This window comes from Pseudomonas sp. GW821-FHT11G12 (assembly GCF_058808055.1).
On record NZ_JBXARH010000008.1, the window covers coordinates 206,388 to 227,499 of the forward strand.

The 21,112-nt window shown below is 60.2% G+C and carries 18 protein-coding genes; 9 read left to right on the plus strand and 9 right to left on the minus strand.

The window, feature by feature from the left end; translation table 11 throughout:
• Both cydB and AC1RR7_RS22530 read left to right on the plus strand, forming a co-directional pair.
• A complete protein-coding gene (gene cydB, locus AC1RR7_RS22525; RefSeq protein ID WP_085697554.1) occupies positions 1-1,008 on the plus strand; it encodes a cytochrome d ubiquinol oxidase subunit II in 1,008 nt (335 codons plus the stop codon).
• 57 nt (positions 1,009-1,065) lie between these two features.
• Positions 1,066-1,233: a DUF2474 domain-containing protein gene (locus AC1RR7_RS22530; protein WP_007950992.1), complete on the plus strand. Its 168-nt coding sequence runs from the start codon at positions 1,066-1,068 to the stop codon at positions 1,231-1,233.
• A 69-nt stretch (positions 1,234-1,302) separates the two neighbouring features.
• Here AC1RR7_RS22530 and AC1RR7_RS22535 read toward each other — a convergent pair whose 3' ends face one another.
• Complete coding sequence (locus tag AC1RR7_RS22535) at positions 1,303-2,427, minus strand: methyltransferase (protein WP_102621115.1); 1,125 nt, start codon at positions 2,425-2,427, stop codon at positions 1,303-1,305.
• Between the two features lie 166 nt (positions 2,428-2,593).
• Positions 2,594-3,307: an autoinducer binding domain-containing protein gene (locus AC1RR7_RS22540; RefSeq protein ID WP_102621114.1), complete on the minus strand. Its 714-nt coding sequence runs from the start codon at positions 3,305-3,307 to the stop codon at positions 2,594-2,596.
• A gap of 345 nt (positions 3,308-3,652) precedes the next feature.
• Between AC1RR7_RS22540 and AC1RR7_RS22545 the strand changes: the two genes are divergently transcribed.
• The gene (locus AC1RR7_RS22545; RefSeq protein ID WP_273538046.1) at positions 3,653-4,429 is read left to right on the plus strand and encodes a ferredoxin--NADP reductase; all 777 of its coding nucleotides are present in this window, start codon (positions 3,653-3,655) and stop codon (positions 4,427-4,429) included.
• Between the two features lie 33 nt (positions 4,430-4,462).
• Here AC1RR7_RS22545 and mscL read toward each other — a convergent pair whose 3' ends face one another.
• On the minus strand, positions 4,463-4,876 hold the full coding sequence (mscL, locus tag AC1RR7_RS22550; protein ID WP_085712217.1) for a large-conductance mechanosensitive channel protein MscL: 414 nt from the start codon (positions 4,874-4,876) through the stop codon (positions 4,463-4,465).
• Between the two features lie 284 nt (positions 4,877-5,160).
• Here mscL and katB point away from each other — a divergent pair, with 284 nt between their 5' ends.
• Genes katB through radA form a run of 3 tightly spaced genes read left to right on the plus strand, consistent with a single transcriptional unit; the run spans position 5,161 to position 8,712 of the window.
• On the plus strand, positions 5,161-6,702 hold the full coding sequence (gene katB, locus AC1RR7_RS22555) for a catalase KatB (protein ID WP_493073002.1): 1,542 nt from the start codon (positions 5,161-5,163) through the stop codon (positions 6,700-6,702).
• A gap of 51 nt (positions 6,703-6,753) precedes the next feature.
• Positions 6,754-7,299: an ankyrin repeat domain-containing protein gene (locus AC1RR7_RS22560; RefSeq protein WP_096820843.1), complete on the plus strand. Its 546-nt coding sequence runs from the start codon at positions 6,754-6,756 to the stop codon at positions 7,297-7,299.
• A gap of 45 nt (positions 7,300-7,344) precedes the next feature.
• Entirely contained in the window at positions 7,345-8,712 is a 1,368-nt protein-coding gene (gene radA / locus AC1RR7_RS22565; RefSeq protein ID WP_039771749.1) for a DNA repair protein RadA, read from the plus strand.
• Here the strand turns inward: radA and AC1RR7_RS22570 are convergent, their stop codons facing one another.
• Positions 8,713-9,081 carry a PilZ domain-containing protein gene (locus tag AC1RR7_RS22570; RefSeq protein WP_085712214.1) on the minus strand — a complete coding sequence of 123 codons (369 nt, stop codon included), beginning with the start codon at positions 9,079-9,081 and terminating at the stop codon, positions 8,713-8,715. It lies immediately after the preceding gene.
• A gap of 159 nt (positions 9,082-9,240) precedes the next feature.
• Between AC1RR7_RS22570 and AC1RR7_RS22575 the strand changes: the two genes are divergently transcribed.
• The 3 genes from AC1RR7_RS22575 (at position 9,241) to yjiA (ending at position 12,581) form a co-directional block, all read left to right on the plus strand.
• Positions 9,241-11,307: a carbon starvation CstA family protein gene (locus tag AC1RR7_RS22575; RefSeq protein WP_096820844.1), complete on the plus strand. Its 2,067-nt coding sequence runs from the start codon at positions 9,241-9,243 to the stop codon at positions 11,305-11,307.
• Between the two features lie 15 nt (positions 11,308-11,322).
• Positions 11,323-11,520 (plus strand): YbdD/YjiX family protein, encoded by a 198-nt coding sequence (locus AC1RR7_RS22580; protein WP_003228401.1) that lies wholly within the window; start codon positions 11,323-11,325, stop codon positions 11,518-11,520.
• An 89-nt stretch (positions 11,521-11,609) separates the two neighbouring features.
• Positions 11,610-12,581, plus strand: a complete 972-nt coding sequence (gene yjiA, locus AC1RR7_RS22585) for a GTPase (RefSeq protein WP_273538039.1) — start codon at positions 11,610-11,612, stop codon at positions 12,579-12,581.
• Between the two features lie 13 nt (positions 12,582-12,594).
• Here yjiA and AC1RR7_RS22590 read toward each other — a convergent pair whose 3' ends face one another.
• The 5 genes from AC1RR7_RS22590 to AC1RR7_RS22610 all read right to left on the minus strand — a co-directional run bounded on the left by AC1RR7_RS22590 (position 12,595) and on the right by AC1RR7_RS22610 (position 21,003).
• The gene (locus AC1RR7_RS22590; protein WP_493158469.1) at positions 12,595-13,290 is read right to left on the minus strand and encodes a GntR family transcriptional regulator; all 696 of its coding nucleotides are present in this window, start codon (positions 13,288-13,290) and stop codon (positions 12,595-12,597) included.
• Positions 13,291-13,314: 24 nt separating this feature from the next.
• Entirely contained in the window at positions 13,315-14,019 is a 705-nt protein-coding gene (locus AC1RR7_RS22595) for a FadR/GntR family transcriptional regulator (RefSeq protein ID WP_096820847.1), read from the minus strand.
• Between the two features lie 49 nt (positions 14,020-14,068).
• Positions 14,069-15,382, minus strand: a complete 1,314-nt coding sequence (locus tag AC1RR7_RS22600; protein ID WP_493158470.1) for a C4-dicarboxylate transporter DctA — start codon at positions 15,380-15,382, stop codon at positions 14,069-14,071.
• Positions 15,383-15,660: 278 nt separating this feature from the next.
• Entirely contained in the window at positions 15,661-16,914 is a 1,254-nt protein-coding gene (gene glyA / locus AC1RR7_RS22605) for a serine hydroxymethyltransferase (protein WP_096820849.1), read from the minus strand.
• A gap of 240 nt (positions 16,915-17,154) precedes the next feature.
• Positions 17,155-21,003 carry a bifunctional diguanylate cyclase/phosphodiesterase gene (locus AC1RR7_RS22610; RefSeq protein ID WP_102621108.1) on the minus strand — a complete coding sequence of 1,283 codons (3,849 nt, stop codon included), beginning with the start codon at positions 21,001-21,003 and terminating at the stop codon, positions 17,155-17,157.
• Between the last annotated feature and the right edge of the window lie 109 nt (positions 21,004-21,112).

The window sequence follows — 21,112 nt, forward strand, 5'->3', positions numbered from 1 at the left end:
ATGGGTATTGATCTTCCGCTGATCTGGGCCGTGATCATCATCTTCGGCATCATGATGTACGTGGTCATGGACGGTTTCGACCTGGGGATCGGGATTCTTTTCCCGTTCATCCCCGGCAAGACTGACCGCGACGTGATGATGAACACTGTCGCCCCGGTATGGGACGGCAACGAAACGTGGCTGGTATTGGGGGGCGCTGCGTTGTTCGGCGCCTTCCCGCTGGCCTATTCGGTGGTGCTGTCGGCGCTGTACCTGCCGCTGATCTTCATGCTGATCGGGCTGATTTTCCGTGGCGTGGCGTTCGAGTTCCGCTTCAAGGCCAAGGACGACAAGCGTCACCTGTGGGACAAGGCGTTCATCGGTGGTTCGGTGGCGGCGACGTTCTTCCAGGGCGTGGCGCTTGGCGCATTCATCGATGGGCTGCCGGTGGTCAACCGGCAATACGCCGGCGGTTCACTGGACTGGCTGACGCCGTTCACGCTGTTCTGCGGCGCTGCGCTGGTGGTGGCGTATGCCTTGCTCGGTTGCACGTGGCTGATCATGAAGACCGAAGGCAAGCTTCAGGAGCAGATGCATGACCTGGCGCGCCCTCTGGCCTTCGTGCTGTTGGCGGTGATCGGCATCGTCAGTCTGTGGACGCCGCTGGCCCATCCGGAAATCGCGACGCGCTGGTTCAGCATGCCGAACCTGTTCTGGTTCATGCCGGTGCCGATTCTGGTGCTGGTGACGATGTACGGTCTGATCCGCGCGGTGGCGCGCAATGCCAACTACATGCCGTTCCTGCTGACCCTGGTGCTGATCTTCCTCGGCTACAGCGGACTGGGTATCAGCCTGTGGCCGAACATCGTGCCGCCGTCGATCTCGATCTGGGACGCCGCCGCACCGCCTCAAAGCCAGGGCTTCATGCTGGTCGGCACGCTGTTCATCATCCCGTTCATCCTGGGTTACACCTTCTGGAGCTATTACGTGTTCCGCGGCAAGGTCACCCATGAAGACGGCTATCACTAGGGGTGATCACGATGGCGCCGACAGCGGCGCCATCTCCCTCAACCGGAGGATGCAAGCATGACCGGCAAACATTCCCTGCACGACATTGAAGAAGCCGAAAAAAAGCCGCTGTGGCAGCGGCTCGGCTGGTTGGCCATGATCTGGGTCGGCAGCGTCGGTGCATTGTTCATCGTCGCCAGCCTGATGCGCATGTTCATGAACGCCGCAGGCCTGACTACACACTGAAACTTCCCATCCCGTCGCCTTGCGGCACGGATTTTTGACCCTCCGACCGGAGGGTTTTTTTTGCCCGGATTATTTACGCGCCTTGAGGATGACGAACTTCGGCGTGGCCGCGACTTGCTCGACGCCCCGGAACAGCCGCGCCAGTTTGCTGTGATAACCCAGGTGACGGTTGCCGACGATGTACAGCGCACCGCCAACGACCAGCGCTTCACGAGCCTGCTGGAACATGCGCCAGGCGAGGAAGTCGCCGACCACCTGTTGTTGATGGAACGGCGGGTTGCACAGCACCACGTCGAGCGATTGCGCTTCCTGCCCGGCCAGACCGTCGCCGGCGCGAACGATCACCTCACGTTCACCCAACGCCGCGCGCCAGTTCTCGGCCGCCGATTGCACGGCCATGAACGATTCGTCCACCAGCGTGTAATGCGCATCAGGGTTTTGCAGGGCGCTGGCGATGGCCAGTACGCCGTTACCGCAACCGAGATCGGCAACCCGCGCCGCGCCGAGATTCTTCGGCAAGTGCGGAAGAAAGGCGCGAGTACCGATATCCAGCCCTTCGCGGCAGAACACGTTGGCGTGGTTGAGCAGTTCGATGGCCGGCTCGTCGAGGCGATAGCGGGTCGGATAAGGCGAGACGGCCGCAGCCTTGGCCTCAGGCGTGGCGATCAACAAGCGCGCCTTCTTCACGGCCAGCGAAGCCTGAACCGGGCCGATGTAGCGTTCCAGCAGATCACCGGCAGCGCGGGGCAAGTGTTTGACCATGGCTGCGGCTATCACCTGGGCACCGGGCGCCAATTGGCCTTGCAGGCGAATCAGTTGTTCTTCCAGCAGCGCCAGGGTTTTTGGAACGCGGATCAGTACCCGGTCGAATGGCCCGACCAACGGCTCGCTGGCCGGCGTGCCGCGCAGCGCATCGAATACCCGGCCATTGCGCAGCAGGTTTTTTTCAAGACCCTGAAACGCCAGGAACGAATCGCCGCTGCTGCTGACCTGCACTTTGCCGCAGAGGCTGATGGCCAGCGCGCCGAAGCTGTCGTTGAGCACCAATACCCGAGTGTTTGCCGCCGGGTTCTGCTCGGCCAGATGATTGAGCAGGTATTCGTCGGCCGCATCGAAAGCTTGCAGCGGTTCGTTCTGCTGTTCGGGCTGGCGGATCAGATCAAGCTGGGCGAAGGGCGTATCGAGCAAAGGCATGGGGCGGGGGACTCTGGGTAATCAACGGGTGTCCCGCGGCCCAGGGTGTTGTGCGGCGGAACCGTCCGAGTGGACAGCGGCGCGAAGTTTCGCGGCATCACTCAGGAAGGTCGCAAATGGTACTTTTTTTTCGACTGCATTACTTGCCTGATTTCGGGGACGCCGACTAGATGATCCCGGCCTTGGCGGCGGCGATGACTGCGGAGACCTTGTTGCAGACATTCAATTTCAGAATCACGTTTTGCACATGATAGTTAACGGTGCGTTCGCTAAGGCTCAGGATTCGGGCGGTTTCATAGGCGGTTTTACCGGATGCACACAGCTTCAACACCTCGACCTCCCGAGCGGACAGGCGAGGCGGTCGGGCCTTGGCCGGTCGCGTGGGAAGCGCTTGCGCGAACAACTCGGCCAGATGGCTGGTGACGTAAAACATGTAGCCAAAATGTTCATACAACTCGATTGCGCTGATCGGACAGTGAGGCCGAGCCAGGCTGAGAATGCTGCACAGGCCACTTTCTTCGTGATGAAACGATTGCGACCATCCGTATTGCAGTCCTTGTTCCTGTAACGCTTCCCACAACTTCGGAGTTTTTGAGAAGAGTTCCTTGTTCCAAGTAATTGGCAGCATTGACTGATTGCAGTGTGCTACTACCGGATCATCTTTGCAGTAACATTCCTCTTCGTATTGTTTGTTCCATGCTTCGGGGTAGTTATTGATATTCAAGGCTTTGGGTAGTATCTCTCGTTCAGTCGATGTGACTGAAATCCCACAGAATTTGAAGCCTATGTTTTTGGCAAATGTCAGCAGAATCGGGTAGGCGGTTTCAATTCTTGTGGCGAATGTCACCTGCTGTATCTGCCGCTCCTTCCACAGTTCCATTTGAAGAGTCTCCGAGAGTGTTTCGCTGGGGTGCGATCTTGGATCCAAGAGTCAGGCACGGAAACGAGTGTAGGACGCTTCTTGTATGGGTGTTTGGATTTTTTTGTTCTTAGAGGCTGCTCTGGATAGGAATATCGGATTTCAAGATAGGTAAAAGTTCAGGCCTTGAAGTGGGGTGAGTTGTACTCAAGGCGTCATTCAAAGTTTTGACTCAAAGGCTGTTTGGTCGTTGTTAACAATTCTGTTTTTCTTGAAAAATGATGGTGTTAAATACCACTACAAAACGTCGGTGTTTCAAAGCCTCTAATTGAGTGACACTGAAGCTCTTTGTCGAGGGAGCGCCGCATGACCGCCAGCGCAGAAAAATTCAGCAGCCAGACGCTGCTTGACGTGCAGCCTTTGACGCCCAGCCTGTTCACATTGTGTACGACCCGTGACGCAGGCTTTCGCTTTCGCGCCGGGCAATTTGCCCGCCTTGGGGTGACCAAAGCCGACGGAAGCACGGTGTGGCGGGCCTATTCCATGGTGTCGTCACCGTTCGATGAGTTTCTTGAGTTCTTTTCCATCGTGGTACCCGGGGGTGAGTTCACCAGTGAGTTGAGCCGTCTGAAGGCAGGTGACACCTTGCTGGTGGATCGCCAGGCCTTCGGGTATCTGACGCTGGACCGTTTTGTCGATGGCCGGGATCTCTGGCTGTTATCCACAGGCACCGGCGTGGCGCCGTTTCTGTCGATCCTGCAGGACTTTGAAGTGTGGGAGAAATTCGAGCGAATCATCCTCGTCTACAGCGTGCGTGAGGCGCGGGAGCTGGCTTATCAACAGCTGATTGCCGAGTTGACGCAGCGTGACTATCTGGCCGAGTACGCTCACAAGTTCCAGTTCATTCCTGTGGTGACGCGTGAGCCCTGTTTGGGGGCCCTCAACGGGCGCATTACCACGCTCATCGAAAACGGGGAGCTGGAGCAGGCGGCAGGTATTGAGCTTGATCCGGCCCATTCGCGGGTCATGCTCTGCGGTAATCCGCAGATGATCGACGACACCCGGGCCCTGCTCAAGCATCGGGGCATGAGCCTCAGCCTGACGCGGCGGCCAGGGCAGGTGGCGGTGGAAAACTACTGGTGAAGAAACGGCGCCTTCAGGCGCCGTTCATGGGGTTCAGGGCCGATTGTTCTGGGCCTTGAGCAGATCGCGGATCTCACCCAGCAGTTCTTCTTCCTTGGTTGGCACTGGTGGCAAGGTCGGAGCGACGGCTTCTTCGCGTTTCAGGCGGTTGATGGCTTTGACGCCCATGAAAATCGCGAAGGCGACGATGATGAAGTCCAGAATGCTCTGGATGAACTTGCCGTAGGCCATAACGACCGCAGGGGCGCTGCCCTCGGCGGCTTTCAGGGTTATCGCCAGGTCACTGAAGTCCACCCCACCGATCAGCAGGCCGATTGGCGGCATGATGACGTCACCGACAAACGACGAAACGATTTTGCCGAAGGCCGCACCGATGATGATACCGACGGCCATGTCGACCACATTGCCTTTGACCGCGAAGGCCTTGAACTCGCTGAGCACGCCCATAGTTATTTCCTTGTTACAGATGAGTTTGGTGTACGCAGTGTAAATCAGCAAAACGCGTCCTGCGCGAAACACCTTCTTACAATGCTCGTTTTTATCGACACATCAATTCGCGATTAGTTTGCAAAGTGCCACTAATCGCGCGCGAATTACTCCGCAAGGCTCTGATCGAGAAGCTATTTTTCTCAATCGACGGAGTGTGGATTTTCTATTTATGTTCGCCGTCGTGACTCTCTAGCCTCTGGTTGGCGCACCTGGATGCGCCTCAAACAACAGAGGAACCTGAAATGAATTCCACACTTGGTTCAGGGGTATTGCCCCTTCGCCGTACCGTCGGCGTATTGGCCGCCAGCCTGCTGACCTTTTCCGTGAACGCCGCGCCTCTGACCCGGGATAACGGTGCGGCGGTAGGCGATAACCAGAACTCGCAAACCGCCGGCGCCAATGGACCGGTGCTGTTGCAGGACGTGCAACTGATCCAGAAACTGCAGCGCTTCGACCGCGAGCGTATTCCCGAGCGCGTCGTGCATGCCCGCGGCACCGGTGCTCATGGCACGTTCACCGTCACCAACGATCTCAGTGATCTGAGCAAGGCCAAGGTGTTCGCTGCCGGCCAGGTCACACCGGTGTTCGTGCGTTTCTCCGCTGTGGTTCATGGCAATCATTCTCCGGAGACGTTGCGTGACCCACGGGGCTTCGCGACCAAGTTCTACACCGCTGACGGTAACTGGGATCTGGTCGGTAACAACTTCCCGACGTTCTTCATCCGCGACGCCATCAAGTTCCCGGACATGGTGCATGCTTTCAAGCCTGATCCGCGCACTAACCTGGACGACGACTCGCGCCGTTTCGACTTCTTCTCTCATGTACCGGAAGCCACTCGTACATTGACCGAGCTGTATTCCAACTCAGGGACACCCGCCAGTTATCGGGAGATGGATGGCAACGGTGTGCACGCCTACAAGTTGGTCAACGACAAGGGTGAAGTGCACTACGTGAAGTTTCACTGGAAAAGTTTGCAGGGGATCAAGAACCTCGATCCTGAACAAGTCGCAAAAGTTCAGGGTCGTGACTACAGTCACATGACCAATGATTTGGTAACTAATATCAACAAGGGCAATTTTCCGAAGTGGGACTTGTACGTTCAGGTCCTGAATCCGCAAGATTTGTCCAAGTTTGATTTCGATCCACTGGACGCAACCAAGATCTGGCCCAATGTTCCTGAACGGAAAGTTGGACAAATGGTCTTGAACCGCAATCCGGCAAATGTCTTCCAGGAAACTGAACAGGTGGCCATGGCGCCGGCCAATATTGTTCCCGGTATCGAACCTTCGGAAGATCGCTTGTTACAAGGCCGAGTGTTCTCCTATGCCGATACTCAAATGTATCGCCTGGGTGCCAATGCCCTGCAACTCCCCATCAACGCTCCAAAAGTTGCGGTGAACAATGGTAATCAGGATGGCGCGATGAACTTCGGCGCCAGCAATACGGGCGTGAACTACCAGCCGAGTCGCTTGCACCCGCGTGAGGAGCCACAAGGCGCACGGTACAGCCAGACGTCCCTGCAAGGCAGCACTCAGCAGGCGAAAATCCAGCGTGAGCAGAACTTCAAGCAAGCCGGTGATCTGTATCGATCCTTCAGCAAGAAGGAACGTCAGGACCTGATCGAGAGCTTTGGCGGTTCGCTGGCGAGCACCGATGACGAGAGCAAGCACATCATCCTGTCCTTCCTCTATAAGGCCGATCCGGAGTACGGCGCCGGCGTGACCAAGGTGGCCAAGGGTGACCTGGATCGGGTCAAGGCCCTGGCGGCCAAACTGGTCGACTAAGAACGATCGCGGGGCCCGAAAGGGCTCCGTTTCCCTTCAAGGCGGTGACTCATGCGGTTCTATCTTTCGCTGTTGCTGGGCTGTCTGTCGTTCGCGACCATGGCTGCACCGGCCGAACAGGACCCTGATGTGCTCAAGGCGCAATTGCAGGACTACTACTTCAATGCCGCCCGTGAGGGCGATATCGCCGTACTCGACACCTTCATCGAGGCGGGCTATTCCCTGGATACCCGAGATGCCAAGGGTTACACCGCGCTGATGCTCGCGGCCTACCACGGCGAAGGTGACGCGGTGGACAAGTTGCTGGCTGCCGGGGCGAATGCCTGTGCCCAGGATCAGCGCGGAAACACCGCCCTGATGGGGGCCATATTCAAAGGGGAATTGCAGATCGCCCGTCGATTGATGGCTACCGACTGCAACCCGGACCAACGCAACGGGGCGGGTCAGACCGCTGCGATGTACGCAGGGCTGTTCAAGCGTGAGGCCTTGCTCGACGCCCTCAAGGCCAGGGGCGCCGATCTGAACGCGCAAGATCCGTTGGGCAACAGCGCCGCGCGTCTGGCCAGCGGGGAAATCCGTACCGCCGCGCCGCGCTGATCGGCGACGGCTGCGTTATCATCGCGGTTTTTGCCGGGGGTTCAGATGGCCAAGGCCAAGCGCATGTACGGCTGCACCGAGTGCGGCGCAACCTTTCCCAAGTGGGCCGGGCAGTGCGGCGAATGCGGCGCGTGGAACACCCTGACCGAAACCATGGTCGAGAGCGGTGGCGCCGCCGCCCCGAGCGGGCGCACCGGCTGGGCCGGGCAACAGGCGCAGATCAAGACCCTGGCCGAAGTCAGCATCGAAGAGATTCCGCGTTTTTCCACAGCCTCCGGTGAGCTGGATCGAGTACTCGGTGGTGGTCTGGTGGACGGCTCGGTGGTGCTGATCGGCGGCGATCCGGGTATCGGCAAGTCGACGATTCTGTTGCAGACCCTGTGCAACCTCGCCAAGACCATGCCGGCGCTGTACGTCACCGGTGAGGAATCCCAGCAACAAGTGGCGATGCGCGCACGTCGCCTTGGGCTGCCGCAGGATCAACTGCGGGTCATGACCGAAACCTGTATCGAAACCATCATCGCCACCGCCCGCCAGGAAAAACCCAAGGTGATGGTGATCGACTCGATCCAGACGATTTTCACCGAACAACTGCAATCGGCACCGGGTGGCGTGTCCCAGGTGCGCGAAAGTGCGGCGTTGCTGGTGCGTTACGCCAAGCAAAGCGGCACGGCGATTTTCCTGGTCGGTCACGTCACCAAGGAAGGCGCATTGGCCGGCCCGCGTGTTCTGGAGCACATGGTCGACACTGTGCTGTATTTCGAAGGCGAGTCCGATGGCCGGTTGCGCCTGCTACGGGCGGTGAAAAACCGTTTCGGCGCCGTCAACGAGCTGGGCGTGTTCGGCATGACCGACAAGGGCCTGAAAGAAGTCTCCAACCCTTCGGCTATTTTTCTCACACGCGCTCAGGAAGAAGTCCCGGGCAGTGTGGTAATGGCAACGTGGGAAGGTACCCGGCCGATGCTGGTGGAAGTCCAGGCGCTGGTGGATGACAGTCATCTGGCCAACCCGCGTCGGGTCACGCTGGGTCTGGATCAGAACCGTCTGGCGATGCTGTTGGCGGTGTTGCACCGTCATGGCGGCATTCCGACTCACGATCAGGACGTGTTCCTCAACGTGGTCGGCGGGGTGAAGGTGCTGGAAACCGCATCCGATCTGGCGCTGATGGCCGCCGTCATGTCGAGTCTGCGCAACCGTCCGTTGCCCCACGATCTGCTGGTGTTCGGCGAAGTCGGTTTGTCTGGTGAGGTACGTCCGGTGCCGAGCGGTCAGGAGCGTTTGAAGGAAGCGGCCAAGCACGGCTTCAAGCGCGCGATCGTGCCCAAGGGCAACGCGCCGAAGGAAGCGCCTCCAGGCTTGCAGATCATTGCAGTGACGCGTCTGGAGCAGGCGCTGGATTCACTCTTCGAGTAATCAGAGCTCCATCAACGCGCCAAGCTCTCGTTCGAGCTCGGCCTCATCCCCGAGGTTGAGCTCGATCAGGCGGCGCAGGCGCTGGATCGATTCCAGGCTGATGTGCCGGCACTGGAAACCCAGTTGGCCATGATCGTCGTGCGCCAGTTGCACATCCATCTGGATGTCGGTGTCGTCGCTCAGGTGAATGTCGACGTTGAAGTCCTGCGTTTCATCCCCCAGCCACGGCTCCGGCCGCTCGATCAACAATCCCTTGAGCGACAGGTCGATCAGCTTCACCGGCCAGATGTATTCACCCTGGCTCAATTCGGTTCTGGCATCGAACGCGATACGTTTGAAGCGGCGACGCTCGGACGGGTGCTCGCTCATGGCGCAATCCTCTGGACGGTTCGCTGACTATAGACCCGCCACGTCGAGTGTTGCCAGTCAGGCAGGGCGTCCGACCAATGTCGGGGTATGGCCTTTGCCGCCAGTAGCGCTAAACTCGGGGTGGCTGTCTTTCTTGTCCACCCTGGCTGGAATAATAAAATGAAAAATAATAATAGCCTGCTGCGCCACTTACCCTGGCTAGTGCTGGCAATCGTAGGAGCGTGCGCCCTGGGCGTAGTGGCATTGCGCCGAGGCGAGGCGATCAACGCCTTGTGGATCGTGGTCGCCGCCGTGGCCATTTATCTGGTTGCGTACCGTTACTACAGTCTGTTCATCGCTAACAATGTGATGCAACTCGATCCACGCCGGGCCACCCCCGCCGTGCTCAACAATGACGGTCTGGACTACGTTCCGACCAACAAACACATTCTCTTCGGACACCACTTCGCGGCCATCGCCGGCGCGGGGCCTCTGGTCGGTCCGGTACTGGCTGCGCAGATGGGCTACCTGCCCGGCACGCTGTGGCTGATTGCCGGCGTGGTGCTGGCGGGCGCGGTGCAGGACTTCATGGTCCTGTTCATGTCCACCCGTCGCAACGGCCGCTCCCTGGGCGACATGGTGCGTGAAGAAATGGGCCGTATCCCCGGCACCATCGCGCTGTTCGGCTGCTTCCTGATCATGATCATCATCCTCGCGGTGCTGGCGCTGATCGTCGTCAAAGCCTTGGCCGAGAGCCCTTGGGGCATCTTCACCGTGATGGCGACCATCCCGATCGCGATGTTCATGGGCATCTACATGCGCTACATCCGCCCGGGCCGCATCGGCGAGATCTCGGTGATCGGCGTGGTGCTGCTGCTCGGTTCGATCTGGCTGGGCGGGCAGATTGCCGCTGACCCGGTGTGGGCCAAGGCCTTCAGCTTCACCGGCGTGCAAATCACCTGGATGCTGATCGGTTACGGCTTCGTTGCCGCTGTGTTGCCGGTCTGGCTGATCCTCGCGCCACGTGACTATCTGTCCACGTTCCTCAAGATCGGTACCATCATCGCCCTGGCGATCGGCATTCTGGTCACCATGCCCGAGCTGAAAATGCCGGCCCTGACCCAGTTCGTCGACGGCACCGGTCCGGTGTGGAAGGGCGGTCTGTTCCCGTTCCTGTTCATCACCATCGCTTGCGGTGCGGTATCGGGCTTCCACGCACTGATCTCGTCCGGCACCACGCCGAAACTGCTGGATAACGAAACCAACGCCCGCTACATCGGTTACGGCGGCATGCTGATGGAATCGTTCGTGGCCATCATGGCCATGGTTGCGGCCTCGGTGATCGAGCCTGGCGTGTACTTCGCCATGAACAGCCCGGCGGCAGTCGTCGGCGGTGACGTGGTGGCGGTGGCAACCGCTGTCAGCAACTGGGGTTTTGCGATCACGCCTGAGGCGCTGCAAGCCGTGGCGCATGACATCGGCGAAACCACCATCCTGGCCCGTGCCGGTGGTGCACCGACCCTGGCGGTCGGTATCGCGCAGATCCTGCACAGTGTCCTGCCGGGTGAAAACACCATGGCGTTCTGGTACCACTTCGCGATCCTGTTCGAAGCGCTGTTCATCCTGACCGCTGTGGACGCCGGCACCCGTGCCGGGCGCTTCATGCTGCAGGATCTGCTCGGCTCCTTCGTGCCGGCGCTGAAACGTACCGAGTCCTGGACCGCCAACCTGATCGCCACCGCCGGTTGTGTGGCGATGTGGGGCTGGTTGCTGTATCAGGGCGTGATCGATCCGCTGGGTGGCATCAACACCTTGTGGCCGCTGTTCGGTATCTCCAACCAGATGCTGGCCGGTATCGCGCTGATGCTCGGCACCGTGGTCCTGATCAAGATGAAGCGTCAGCGCTACATCTGGGTCACTCTGCTGCCGGCTGCCTGGCTGCTGATCTGCACCACGACTGCAGGCTTCATCAAGTTGTTCGACGCCAACCCGGCTGTCGGCTTCCTGTCGCTGGCCAAGAAGTACAGCGATGCACTGGCCGCAGGCCAAGTGATCGCACCGGCCAAGAGCGTCGAGCAGATGCAGCACGTGATCTTCAACGCTTACACCAACGCAACGCTGACCGCGCTGTTCCTGTTCGTGGTATTCAGCATCCTGTTCTATGCGCTCAAGGTCGGCATCGCCGCCTGGGGCAAAAAAGAGCGTACGGATAAAGAATCGCCGTTCCAGGCCCTGCCGGATGCGTAACCAGAGGATTGCACCATGTTCAATGACCTGAGTCGCCTCGGTAAATACCTCGGTCAGGCTGCGCGCCTGATGGTCGGCATGCCCGACTACGACACGTACGTCGAGCATATGCAAACCAAACACCCGGACAAACCGGTGATGAGCTACGAGATGTTCTTTCGCGAACGTCAGGAAGCCCGTTACGGTGGCAAGGGTGGGCCGAAGTGCTGTTGAGCCGCTGATCGCGGTTCATCAGACGTGAGGTGGGAGCAGGTCTTTCGGCCTGCTCCCATTTTTATTTGTGCAATTGAAGGAGATCGAGTTTGTCTTCTCCCATCCCGGTCACGGTGCTCAGCGGTTTCCTCGGCGCCGGCAAGACCACCTTGCTGCGCCATCTGTTGAAAGCCGAGCACGGCCTGAAAATCGCCGTGATCGAAAACGAATTCAGCGACGCCGGTATCGACACCCAGTTGCTGGGCGACGAGCCGGTGCAAGTCATGACCCTGGCCAACGGCTGCGTCTGCTGCACCATCCACACCGACCTGACCAAAGCCCTGTACTTGCTGCTCGAACGGCTGGACAGCGGCGAAATCGCCTTCGATCGGCTGGTCATCGAGTGCACTGGTCTGGCCGACCCGGCGCCAGTGGCACAGACCTTTTTCATCGACGAAGAACTGCGTGAGCGTTACCTGCTGGACGGCATCATCACCCTCGTCGACGCGGCCCACGCCGAGCTGCACCTGACCCAGACCATCGCCCAGGCGCAGATCGGTTTCGCCGACCGCTTGCTGGTGAGCAAGACCGATCTGGTGGACGAGGCTGCGTTCACCGCACTCAGCGAACGCCTGACCCGCATCAACCGCCGTGCGCCGATTCGCGTGGTCGAACACGGCAACATCGATCTGGCTGAATTGCTCGATGTGCGTGGCTTCAACCTGAATGCCGATCTCGGTGGCGGGGTGAGTCTGCGCCCGGTCAGCAAGGCGCCGTCCATCGACCGGATTTCCAGTCTGGTGCTGCGTACCGTTCAGCCACTGGATATCGATCAGCTCAGCGAGTTCATGAACGAATTGCTGGAAGAACACGGCAAGCAATTGCTGCGCTACAAAGGCGTGTTGAACATTGCGGGCGAAGATCGTCGGTTGGTGTTCCAGGGCGTGCTGAAACTCTACGGCTTCGACTGGGACACCGAGTGGGCCGAGGGCGAGGCACGGGAAAGCGTGATCGTGTTTATCGCCGATGATCTGCCGGAAGAGAAGATCCGGGCGGGGTTTGCCAAGGTGGCGGCGGACTGAGTCCGCCGCTGTCTCAGTGCGTGGAACCGCTGAGAATCGTCTGTTCCAGATGATCCAGATGACGGTTCATTAGCGACACGGCCTCGGCGGCGTCATCACGCTCGATCGCCTCGACGATCCGGGCGTGATCCTGCCAGCCGCAACAGCTGTGCGTGCTTTCAGTGCAACGCGCAATCGCCAGTGAGGTCAGCGGCACCAGCGTGCCGAGAAAATGCGCCAACGGTGCATTCCCGGCCATTTTCGCCAACTGCAAATGAAACTCCCCGGACAGGCGAATCGCCGCGCCGCGTCGGTCTTTATCCACAGCCTGGCGTTCACGTTCGATCAAGGCGCGCAGGCGTTTCAAGTCTTCAGCCTGCGCATGCTGGCAAGCCAGTCGCACCAGCGTGTTTTCGGCCAGGCGCCGGGCGTGCAAGGCCTGACGTGTCTGCTCGGCGTCCGGCGCGGCTATGCGCGGTCGATGGTTGGCCCGCAGCACGATGATCTGTTCGTGGGACAGTTGGGTCAGCGCCCGACGCACATCCGCGCGGCTGACACCGAACATCTGCTTGAGACTCTCTTCGGTGAAGCGGCTGGCGGCATCGAGGCGTTGTTCGAGGATCGCGTCGAACAGTCGCGGATACAGCTCGTCCACCGGCGTCTGCAGGCGGGAGAAGGGCAGGGCCGCCGAGGTCTGGCGAGGGTGCGACGGCGTGGCAAGACTGTTCATGGCCGGTCTCCAGTGTGAGGCGTTTCAGTTACTCAGATTGTCATCCGGAATATTCAGCTCGATCCCCATGCGCTGGCCTTCACGCAGGATGTGCCGGCGCATCTCGGCGCTGGCCTGAGCGCTGTTCTTGCTGCGGATCGCGCGCACCACGGCCTCGTTTTCCTCAAGGCGTTCGGCCAGGTGCTCCGGCGAATTGCGCAGCACTTCGGCGCTCTGCTTGAGGGCGTTGCTGGTCTGTTGCACCACGCTCTGGAAAATCGGGTTCGAGGTCAGGGTGAACAGCTCTTCGTGAAACGCGATGTAGGCGCTGACGCCGGCCTCGCTGTCACCTGCTTCGAGGGCTTCGCGCATGTCCATCAGGGTCAGGCGCAACTGCCCGACTTCCTTGCTGCTGATCGACTGCGCCACCAGACCGACGATGAACGGTTCGAGGGTGTAGCGCAGTTGCAGCACGTCTTCGAGGCTGGCGCCGGCCACTGCGCTGTCGTGGCTTTGGCTGTCACTGGCCTGGGCGTCGAGCACCACCACACCTTTGCCCGGCATCGAACGCACCAGACCGAGGGTTTCCAGCACGATCACCGCTTCGCGCAGGCTCGGGCGGCTGATGCCCAGTTGCTCGGCCAGTTCGCGCTGGCCCGGCAGCATCTCGCCGGAGCGCCACTGGCCACGGGCGAGGGCGGCCCGGAGTTTTTCTACCACTGAGTTGACGACGGTGGATGTAGTAATCACGTGTTCGCTCCATGAGCCGTGCCTGCATGTGCGCAGGCACGGCGATCATTCAGAATTCTTTGGCCGCCGCTTGAGCGGCCGTTTTTCTCGGCTGAAAGTTATAGCCCTGCTCGCCGTTGAGCACCTTGTTCGCCCGTTGCACATCGATATCCTTTTCCCAGCGGGCGATGGCCACGGTGGCGACGCAGTTGCCGATCAGGTTGGTCAGTGCCCGGCCGATGCCCATGAACCAGTCCACCGCCAGCACCAGCACCAGACCGACCACCGGAATCGCCGGGATGGCCGTCAGCGTGGCCGCCAGAATCACCAGCGCCGATCCCGGAATGCCGTGGGCACCTTTGGAGGTAATCAGCGACACCAGCAAAATCGTCAAGAGATCGGTCATGGCCAGCGGCGTGCCGGTGGCGTTGGCGATGAACACAATGGCCAGGGTCAGGTAGATCGAAAAACCATCGAGGTTGAACGAGTAACCGGTGGGAATCACCAGCCCGACGGTGGAGCTGCCGATGCCCAGATGTTCCAGCTTGCGCATGATCTGCGGCAGCACGGCGTCGGAGGAGGCGGTGCCCATGACGATCAGCAGTTCTTCGCGCAGGTACTTGAGCAGCGGCCACATACGCAGACCGGACAGGCGCATCACCAGGCCGAGAATCAGTGCGACGAAGGCGATGCAGGTCAAGTAGAACAAACCGACCAGGCTGCCCAGGTGTTGCAGGGAATCGAGGCCATATTTGCTGGTGGTGAAGGCGATGGCACCGAACACGCCGATCGGCGCCAGACGCACGATCATGCCCATGATCCGGAAGATTACATGGCTCAGTTCGTTGATCAGCCGCGAGATCCCGGAAGCGGCTTCGCCCACCAGATTCAACGCGCTGCCGAACAGCACCGAGAACAACAGCACTTGCAGGATGTTGTTGTCAGCGAAAGCGCCGAGTACCGAGGTCGGGATCAGGTCCATCAGGAACTGAGTGGTGGTGTGCATGTGCTGGCCGCGTTCGGCGATGTCGCCCATGTCGGCGGCGGACAGCTGCTCCAGATGGATATTGGCGCCACTGCCGATCCCGGTGCTGAACGCGAACACCAGACCGATCACCAGCGCGATGGTGGTCAGCACTTCGAAGTAGATCACCGACTTGAGGCCGATGCGCCCGACCTTCTTCAGGTCGCCGGCGCCGCTGATGCCGCTGACCACCACGCAGAACACGATCAGGCCGATGAGCATCTTGATCAGTTTGATGAAACCGTCGCCGAGCGGTTTGAGCTGGGCCGAGTATTCAGGAAGGGTCAGCCCGCAGATGATGCCGAGCATCAGTCCGAGAACCACTTGGAGGAAGATTGAACGCGAGCACCATCTGAGCATGGGAGGAATCCTGGTCGGTGTCCTGGCTGCCGTACGCGGGGCGTATCAGATTCAGGACTTAATTATTGTGGTCTTACCGGTATGTCCAGTGCGGGTGCAGTCTAGGCGCTGATTTTGGCGGATCGCAAGTGAAAAATGACGAATTGGCATGACCGGTCTGACCAGTTGGGCGCAATGCCCCGACCTTGAGCCATTTGGCGTTCGAAACTTTTTTGCGGACGAAAAAAAACCGGCCAATCACTTGGCCGGTTTTTCATGCTGCGGTTTTAGCGTCGCAATTAAGCGCCGTATACCGGCAGTTTCTTGCAGATGGCTTTGACTTTCTCACGAACGGCGTCGATCACCGCTTCGTTGTTCAGGTCAGCCAGGATGTCGCAGATCCAGCCAGCCAGCTCTTTGCACTCAGCCTCTTTGAAGCCACGAGTGGTCACAGCCGGAGTACCGAAGCGCAGACCGGAGGTGACGAACGGGGAGCGTGGGTCGTTTGGCACGGAGTTCTTGTTCACGGTGATGAACGCTTTGCCCAGAGCGGCGTCGGCGTCTTTACCGGAGATTTCCTGCTTGATCAGCGACAGCAGGAACAGGTGGTTTTCAGTACCGCCGGAAACCACGTCGAAACCGCGCTCGATGAACACGCCGGCCATGGCCTGGGCGTTTTTCACCACTTGTTGCTGGTAAGCCTTGAACTCAGGCTGCAGTGCTTCCTTGAAGCAGATCGCTTTGGCGGCGATCACGTGCTCCAGCGGGCCACCCTGGGCGCCCGGGAATACGGCGGAGTTCAGCTTCTTCTCGATGTCGGCGTTGGCGCGAGCCAGGATCAGGCCACCACGTGGACCGCGCAGGGTCTTGTGAGTGGTGGTGGTCACGACGTCAGCGAATGGAACCGGGTTCGGGTAGACGCCAGCGGCGACCAGACCGGCCACGTGAGCCATGTCGACGAACAGGTAGGCGCCAACCTTGTCGGCGATTTCGCGGAAGCGCGGGAAGTCGAGGATCTGCGAGTAGGCAGAGAAACCGGCCACGATCATTTTCGGCTTGTGCTCGACCGCCAGACGCTCGACTTCGTCGTAGTCGATCAGGCCGTTGGCGTCGATGCCGTACTGGATGGCGTTGTACAGCTTGCCGGAGGAGGAAACGCTGGCGCCGTGGGTCAGGTGACCGCCGTGAGCCAGGCTCATGCCCAGGATGGTGTCACCGGCCGACAGCAGGGCCAGGTAGACAGCGGCGTTGGCTTGCGAGCCGGCGTGCGGCTGAACGTTGGCGTAGTCGGCGCCGAACAGCTCTTTGGCGCGGTCGATGGCCAGTTGCTCAACAACGTCGACGTACTCGCAACCACCGTAGTAGCGCTTGCCCGGGTAGCCTTCGGCGTACTTGTTGGTCAGAACCGAGCCTTGAGCTTCCATCACCGCTGGGCTGGTGTAGTTCTCCGAAGCGATCAGCTCGATGTGTTCTTCCTGGCGCTGGGCTTCTTGCTCCATGGCGGCAAAAAGATCGGCGTCGTACTTGGCAATAGTCAAATCACGGCTGAACATGGCGGTCCTCAAGGATCGGGGGCAGAAAAGGGGGGCATTCTAACCCATCGGGTTTTGGATGGCATATGAAACGACATCATGTCGCAGACAAGTGGCGTTCATGACCAGATATGTGGCGTCCGTGCCGGCCTTTTCGCTGACCAGCCGGTTCGCACAATAACCGAGGCCGGCCCACGATTTTATGATCGACATCAATCCCTGTGGAAGCGGGCTCGCTCGCGAAGGCCGCCCCGCCGATCTTCAGTCGAACATGAACAGCGCATCATTGCTGAACTGCGCCTCGAAGCGGGTGGCCGGCATCGGCCGCCCGAACAGATAACCCTGAACCTCGTCGCAACCATGCTCGCGCAGGAAGTCCAGTTGCTCATGGGTTTCCACACCTTCGGCGATCACCGCCAGATTGAGGCTGTGGGCCATGGCGATGATCGCCCGGGCAATCTGCGCGTCCTGTTCGCCGGACGGCAGGCCGTCGACGAAGGTGCGGTCGATCTTCAGCACATCGATCGGGAATTGCTTGAGGTAGTTCAGCGACGAGTAACCGGTGCCGAAGTCGTCGACCGCGATGCTCAGGCCGAGGTTCTTCAGGCCGGCAAGGATCTGCATCGCTTCGCTGACTTCGCGCATCAGGATACTTTCGGTCAGCTCCAGCTCAAGGCACGCCGGCGGCAGGCCGGTTTCCTTGAGGATGGTGGCGATCCGCGTGCCGAGCTGGCCGTCGGAGAACTGCCGGGCGGAAATGTTCACCGAGACTTTCGGCACGCGCACGCGGCTTTGGTGCCAGGTCTTGAGCTGACGGCAGGCTTCGCTGATCACCCAGTCGCCGACGTCCACCACCAGCCCGAGTTCTTCGAGCACCGGAATGAAATCCCCCGGCGGTACCAGCCCGCGACGCGGGTGACGCCAGCGCAGCAGGGCTTCGGCGCCGGTCAGTCGTTTGCCGTCGCCGCTGAACTGCGGCTGGTAATACAGCACGAATTCGTTTTGCTCGAGGGCGTGGCGCAGGTCGCTTTCAAGTTCCAGACGCTCCAGCGCACTGGCGTTCATGTCGGCCTGATAGAACTGGAAGTTGTTTTTGCCGCGCTCCTTGGCGTGGTACATCGCGGTGTCGGCGTTCTTCATCAGCTGACTGAGTTCGTTGCCGTCCTGCGGGCTCAGGGCGATGCCGATACTGGCGGTGACGAAGAACTCGCGACCCTCCAGCACGAACGGTCGCACCAGGCTGCCAAGAATCTGCTCGGCCACATGGATCGCACGGTTCAGCGCCATCTCGCGGCTGGAGCGGTGTTGCAGCAGCAAAGTGAATTCGTCGCCGCCCATCCGCGCCACGGTGTCGTCATCGTCGACGCAGGCCAGCAGCCGGGTGGCCATATCCTTGAGCATGCGGTCGCCGGCGGCGTGGCCGAGGGAGTCGTTGATCGGTTTGAAGCGGTCGAGATCGAGGAACATCAGCACCACCCACGACTTCTGCCGGTCGGCCGATTGCAGCGCGGTGTGCAGGCGATCCTGGAACAGCGTGCGGTTCGGCAGATGGGTCAGGGCGTCGTAGTAGGCGAGGCGGTGAATCCGTTGTTCGCTGGCCTTGCGCTCGCTGATGTCGCTGAAGAAGCACACGTAACTGGCCAGGTCGCCTTCGTCATCGAGCACCGCAGTGATGCCGACCCACGCCGGGTAATGCTCGCCATTGCGACGCTTGAGCCAGACTTCGCCTTCCCAGGTGCTGTGCTGATGCAACTGCTTGAGCACGTAGCGCAGGTGCGCGTCCTGCTGTTCGTCGACGGTGAGCATGTTCGGCAACTGGTCGAGCACTTCGCTCACCGCGTAGCCGCTGACTCGACTGAACGCTTCGTTGGCCTGGACGATGTAACCGGCCGGGTCGGTGATCAGGATCGCCGAAGTCGAATGCTCGAATACCGTGGCCGCCATGCGCAGGTCTTTCTCGGCACGGCGCTGCTGGCTGATGTCGCGACCGACCCCGAGCACGCCTTCGAAGGCGCCGTGTTCGTCCCACACCAGCACCAGGCGCAGTTCGATCGGGATCTTGCGGCCATCGGCGCGCAGGCAGTCGAACAGGAACATCTGGGTCTGTACCTGACTGCGCAGGATTGCCAGTTGCTCAGGCTTGTCCAGCGCTTTGCTGACCCGGTCCATCAGGTGATAGATGCCGCTCAGTTGCTGCGGGTTGGCGATGGTCGACTGCCAGCCATTCTGGAAAATCCATTCGGCGTCGTAGCCAAGCACGGCTTGCACCGACGGGCTGACGTAGTTCAGCGACAGTTTGCTGTCGGTGGAGAAGATCACGTCGCTGATGCTTTCGGCGAGCATCCGGTAGCGTTGTTCGCTGTCGCGCAGGGATTCGCTGGCTTCGATCTGCTCGGTGATGTCCTTGGCCACGCCGATGATCCGCGTGACCTGATCGTGCTTGTCCCGAGCCAGCGCCTGTTCGCGGATATCGAAGCGCCGCCACTTGCCGTCGCGGTGACGGAAGCGTAACTGGCATTGCAGCAACTGGCTGTAACCGGCGTGACGCTGCATCTGCCGCGAGCGGTGGTAATAGTCGGCGTCTTCCGGGTGCAGGAGGATTTCCCAGAAGTACTCGCCCATCTGATGCAGCTCGGTACGGTTGTACCCGAGGGTCTGGCCGAGGTGGTGGTTGCTGAAAATCATCCGCTGACTGATCACATCCTGCACGTACAGGTGATCCGGCACGGTGCGCACCACGTCCGACCAGAAACCTTCGCGTTCCAGCAGTGACAGTTCGATCAGTTTGCGGCTGGTGATGTCGTTGATGCTCAGGATCACGGCCTTGTAGTCGTGCTGCTCCTGCGGCAGGCGCAGCACCAGCCACAGGTGCTGGTCGCGGCCGTTGATGTCCGGCAGTTTGATTTCCAGTTCCAGCTGCTTTTGCTGCTGGAGCACGGCATCGAGCACTTGATTACCGATGGCGCACTGGCTGTGCGGATGACCGTCGATCAGCAGTTGCCAGGCGTGGTCGCAGGAATTGACGTTGAGAAGTTGCAGCGCCACCTGGTTGACCTCGGTGACCCGCAGCTCCTGGAGCAGTTGCTGGCGCTGTTGCGGTTGGTCGAGCCAGGCCTTGAGCTGGTCGCTGGTCTGGATCTGGGCCTTTTCGAAAACCTGCTTGAGCCCCGAAAGATCGAGCACGCACAGGGCCACACCAGTGCCTTCGAAAATATCCTGATAACGACGACGTCCTTCATGTACCTGACGCTGGCGGCGGCGCATGTTGAGCAACGCGATAAATGGCAACAGCGAGAACGCCAGACCCAGCAGGCATTTGCCGATGAACGCGGGCAGCAATTCTTCCAGTACATGTTGCCGATCGAACAGTCCGCGCAGTTGCCAGTCGCTGCTGCTCAGCGGCACGGTCAGCACGCTGTTGGCCAGATCGTCGGGCGTCAGGGTGCTGGTCTTGGTAGAGGGCAGGGCTTCGTCGCGACTGATGATCTGATGGTTGATGCGGTTTTCCACCAGCCACAAAGGGCGGATGCCGCTGTCACCCTGTTTGGTCAGCGAGGCAAAGAAGGTCGGGGTCAGGCGCAGTGCCCAATAGCCGCGGGTGCTGCCGCTGGCCTGATGCAGCAGCAGATGCACCACCGAGCCGTCGTCGGCATTGCTGAAATAATGGGCCTGGGCGTGGCTGCGGCGGACCAGATCGCTGAGGTAGTCGGCGTCCTGGCTGTCAGTGGCGCTGTCGCTGAGGATTTTTCCGGAGGGGCTGAGCAAGGCCAGGCTGCGCAGGTCCGGCAGCGATTGCTGCAACTTGCGCAGCAGCGCCTGCTGATCGTCGGTGGACTGCGGCTGTTCGACGATCGGTAGCAGATTGAGTGCGATCTGCGCGTTCAGCGACATGTTGAGGCTGACTTGCGAAGCGAGATCGGCGGTGTAGTCGATGGTGTACTGGCGCTGGTTTTTCTGGGTTTCACGCAGTTGATCGAGCAGTTGCCAGAACAGCAACGCCAGCAGCAACAGCACCAAAGTCGCCAGCGCGCCTTTCAATGTCCCACGCAGGGACGAGCCGGGCGCCGGTGGGGTGCTGCTCACAGAAGTAGGCGGAGTGACATTGGACAAGCTGTAATCCTGCGGTTTGGCTGGACTGGCGCGACGTGCACTATAAGCCGGACGCCCAAAGGGCGGCTAGCATGCCTTGAGTTGTGGCGAAGTGCCAGCCCCGCTCGGC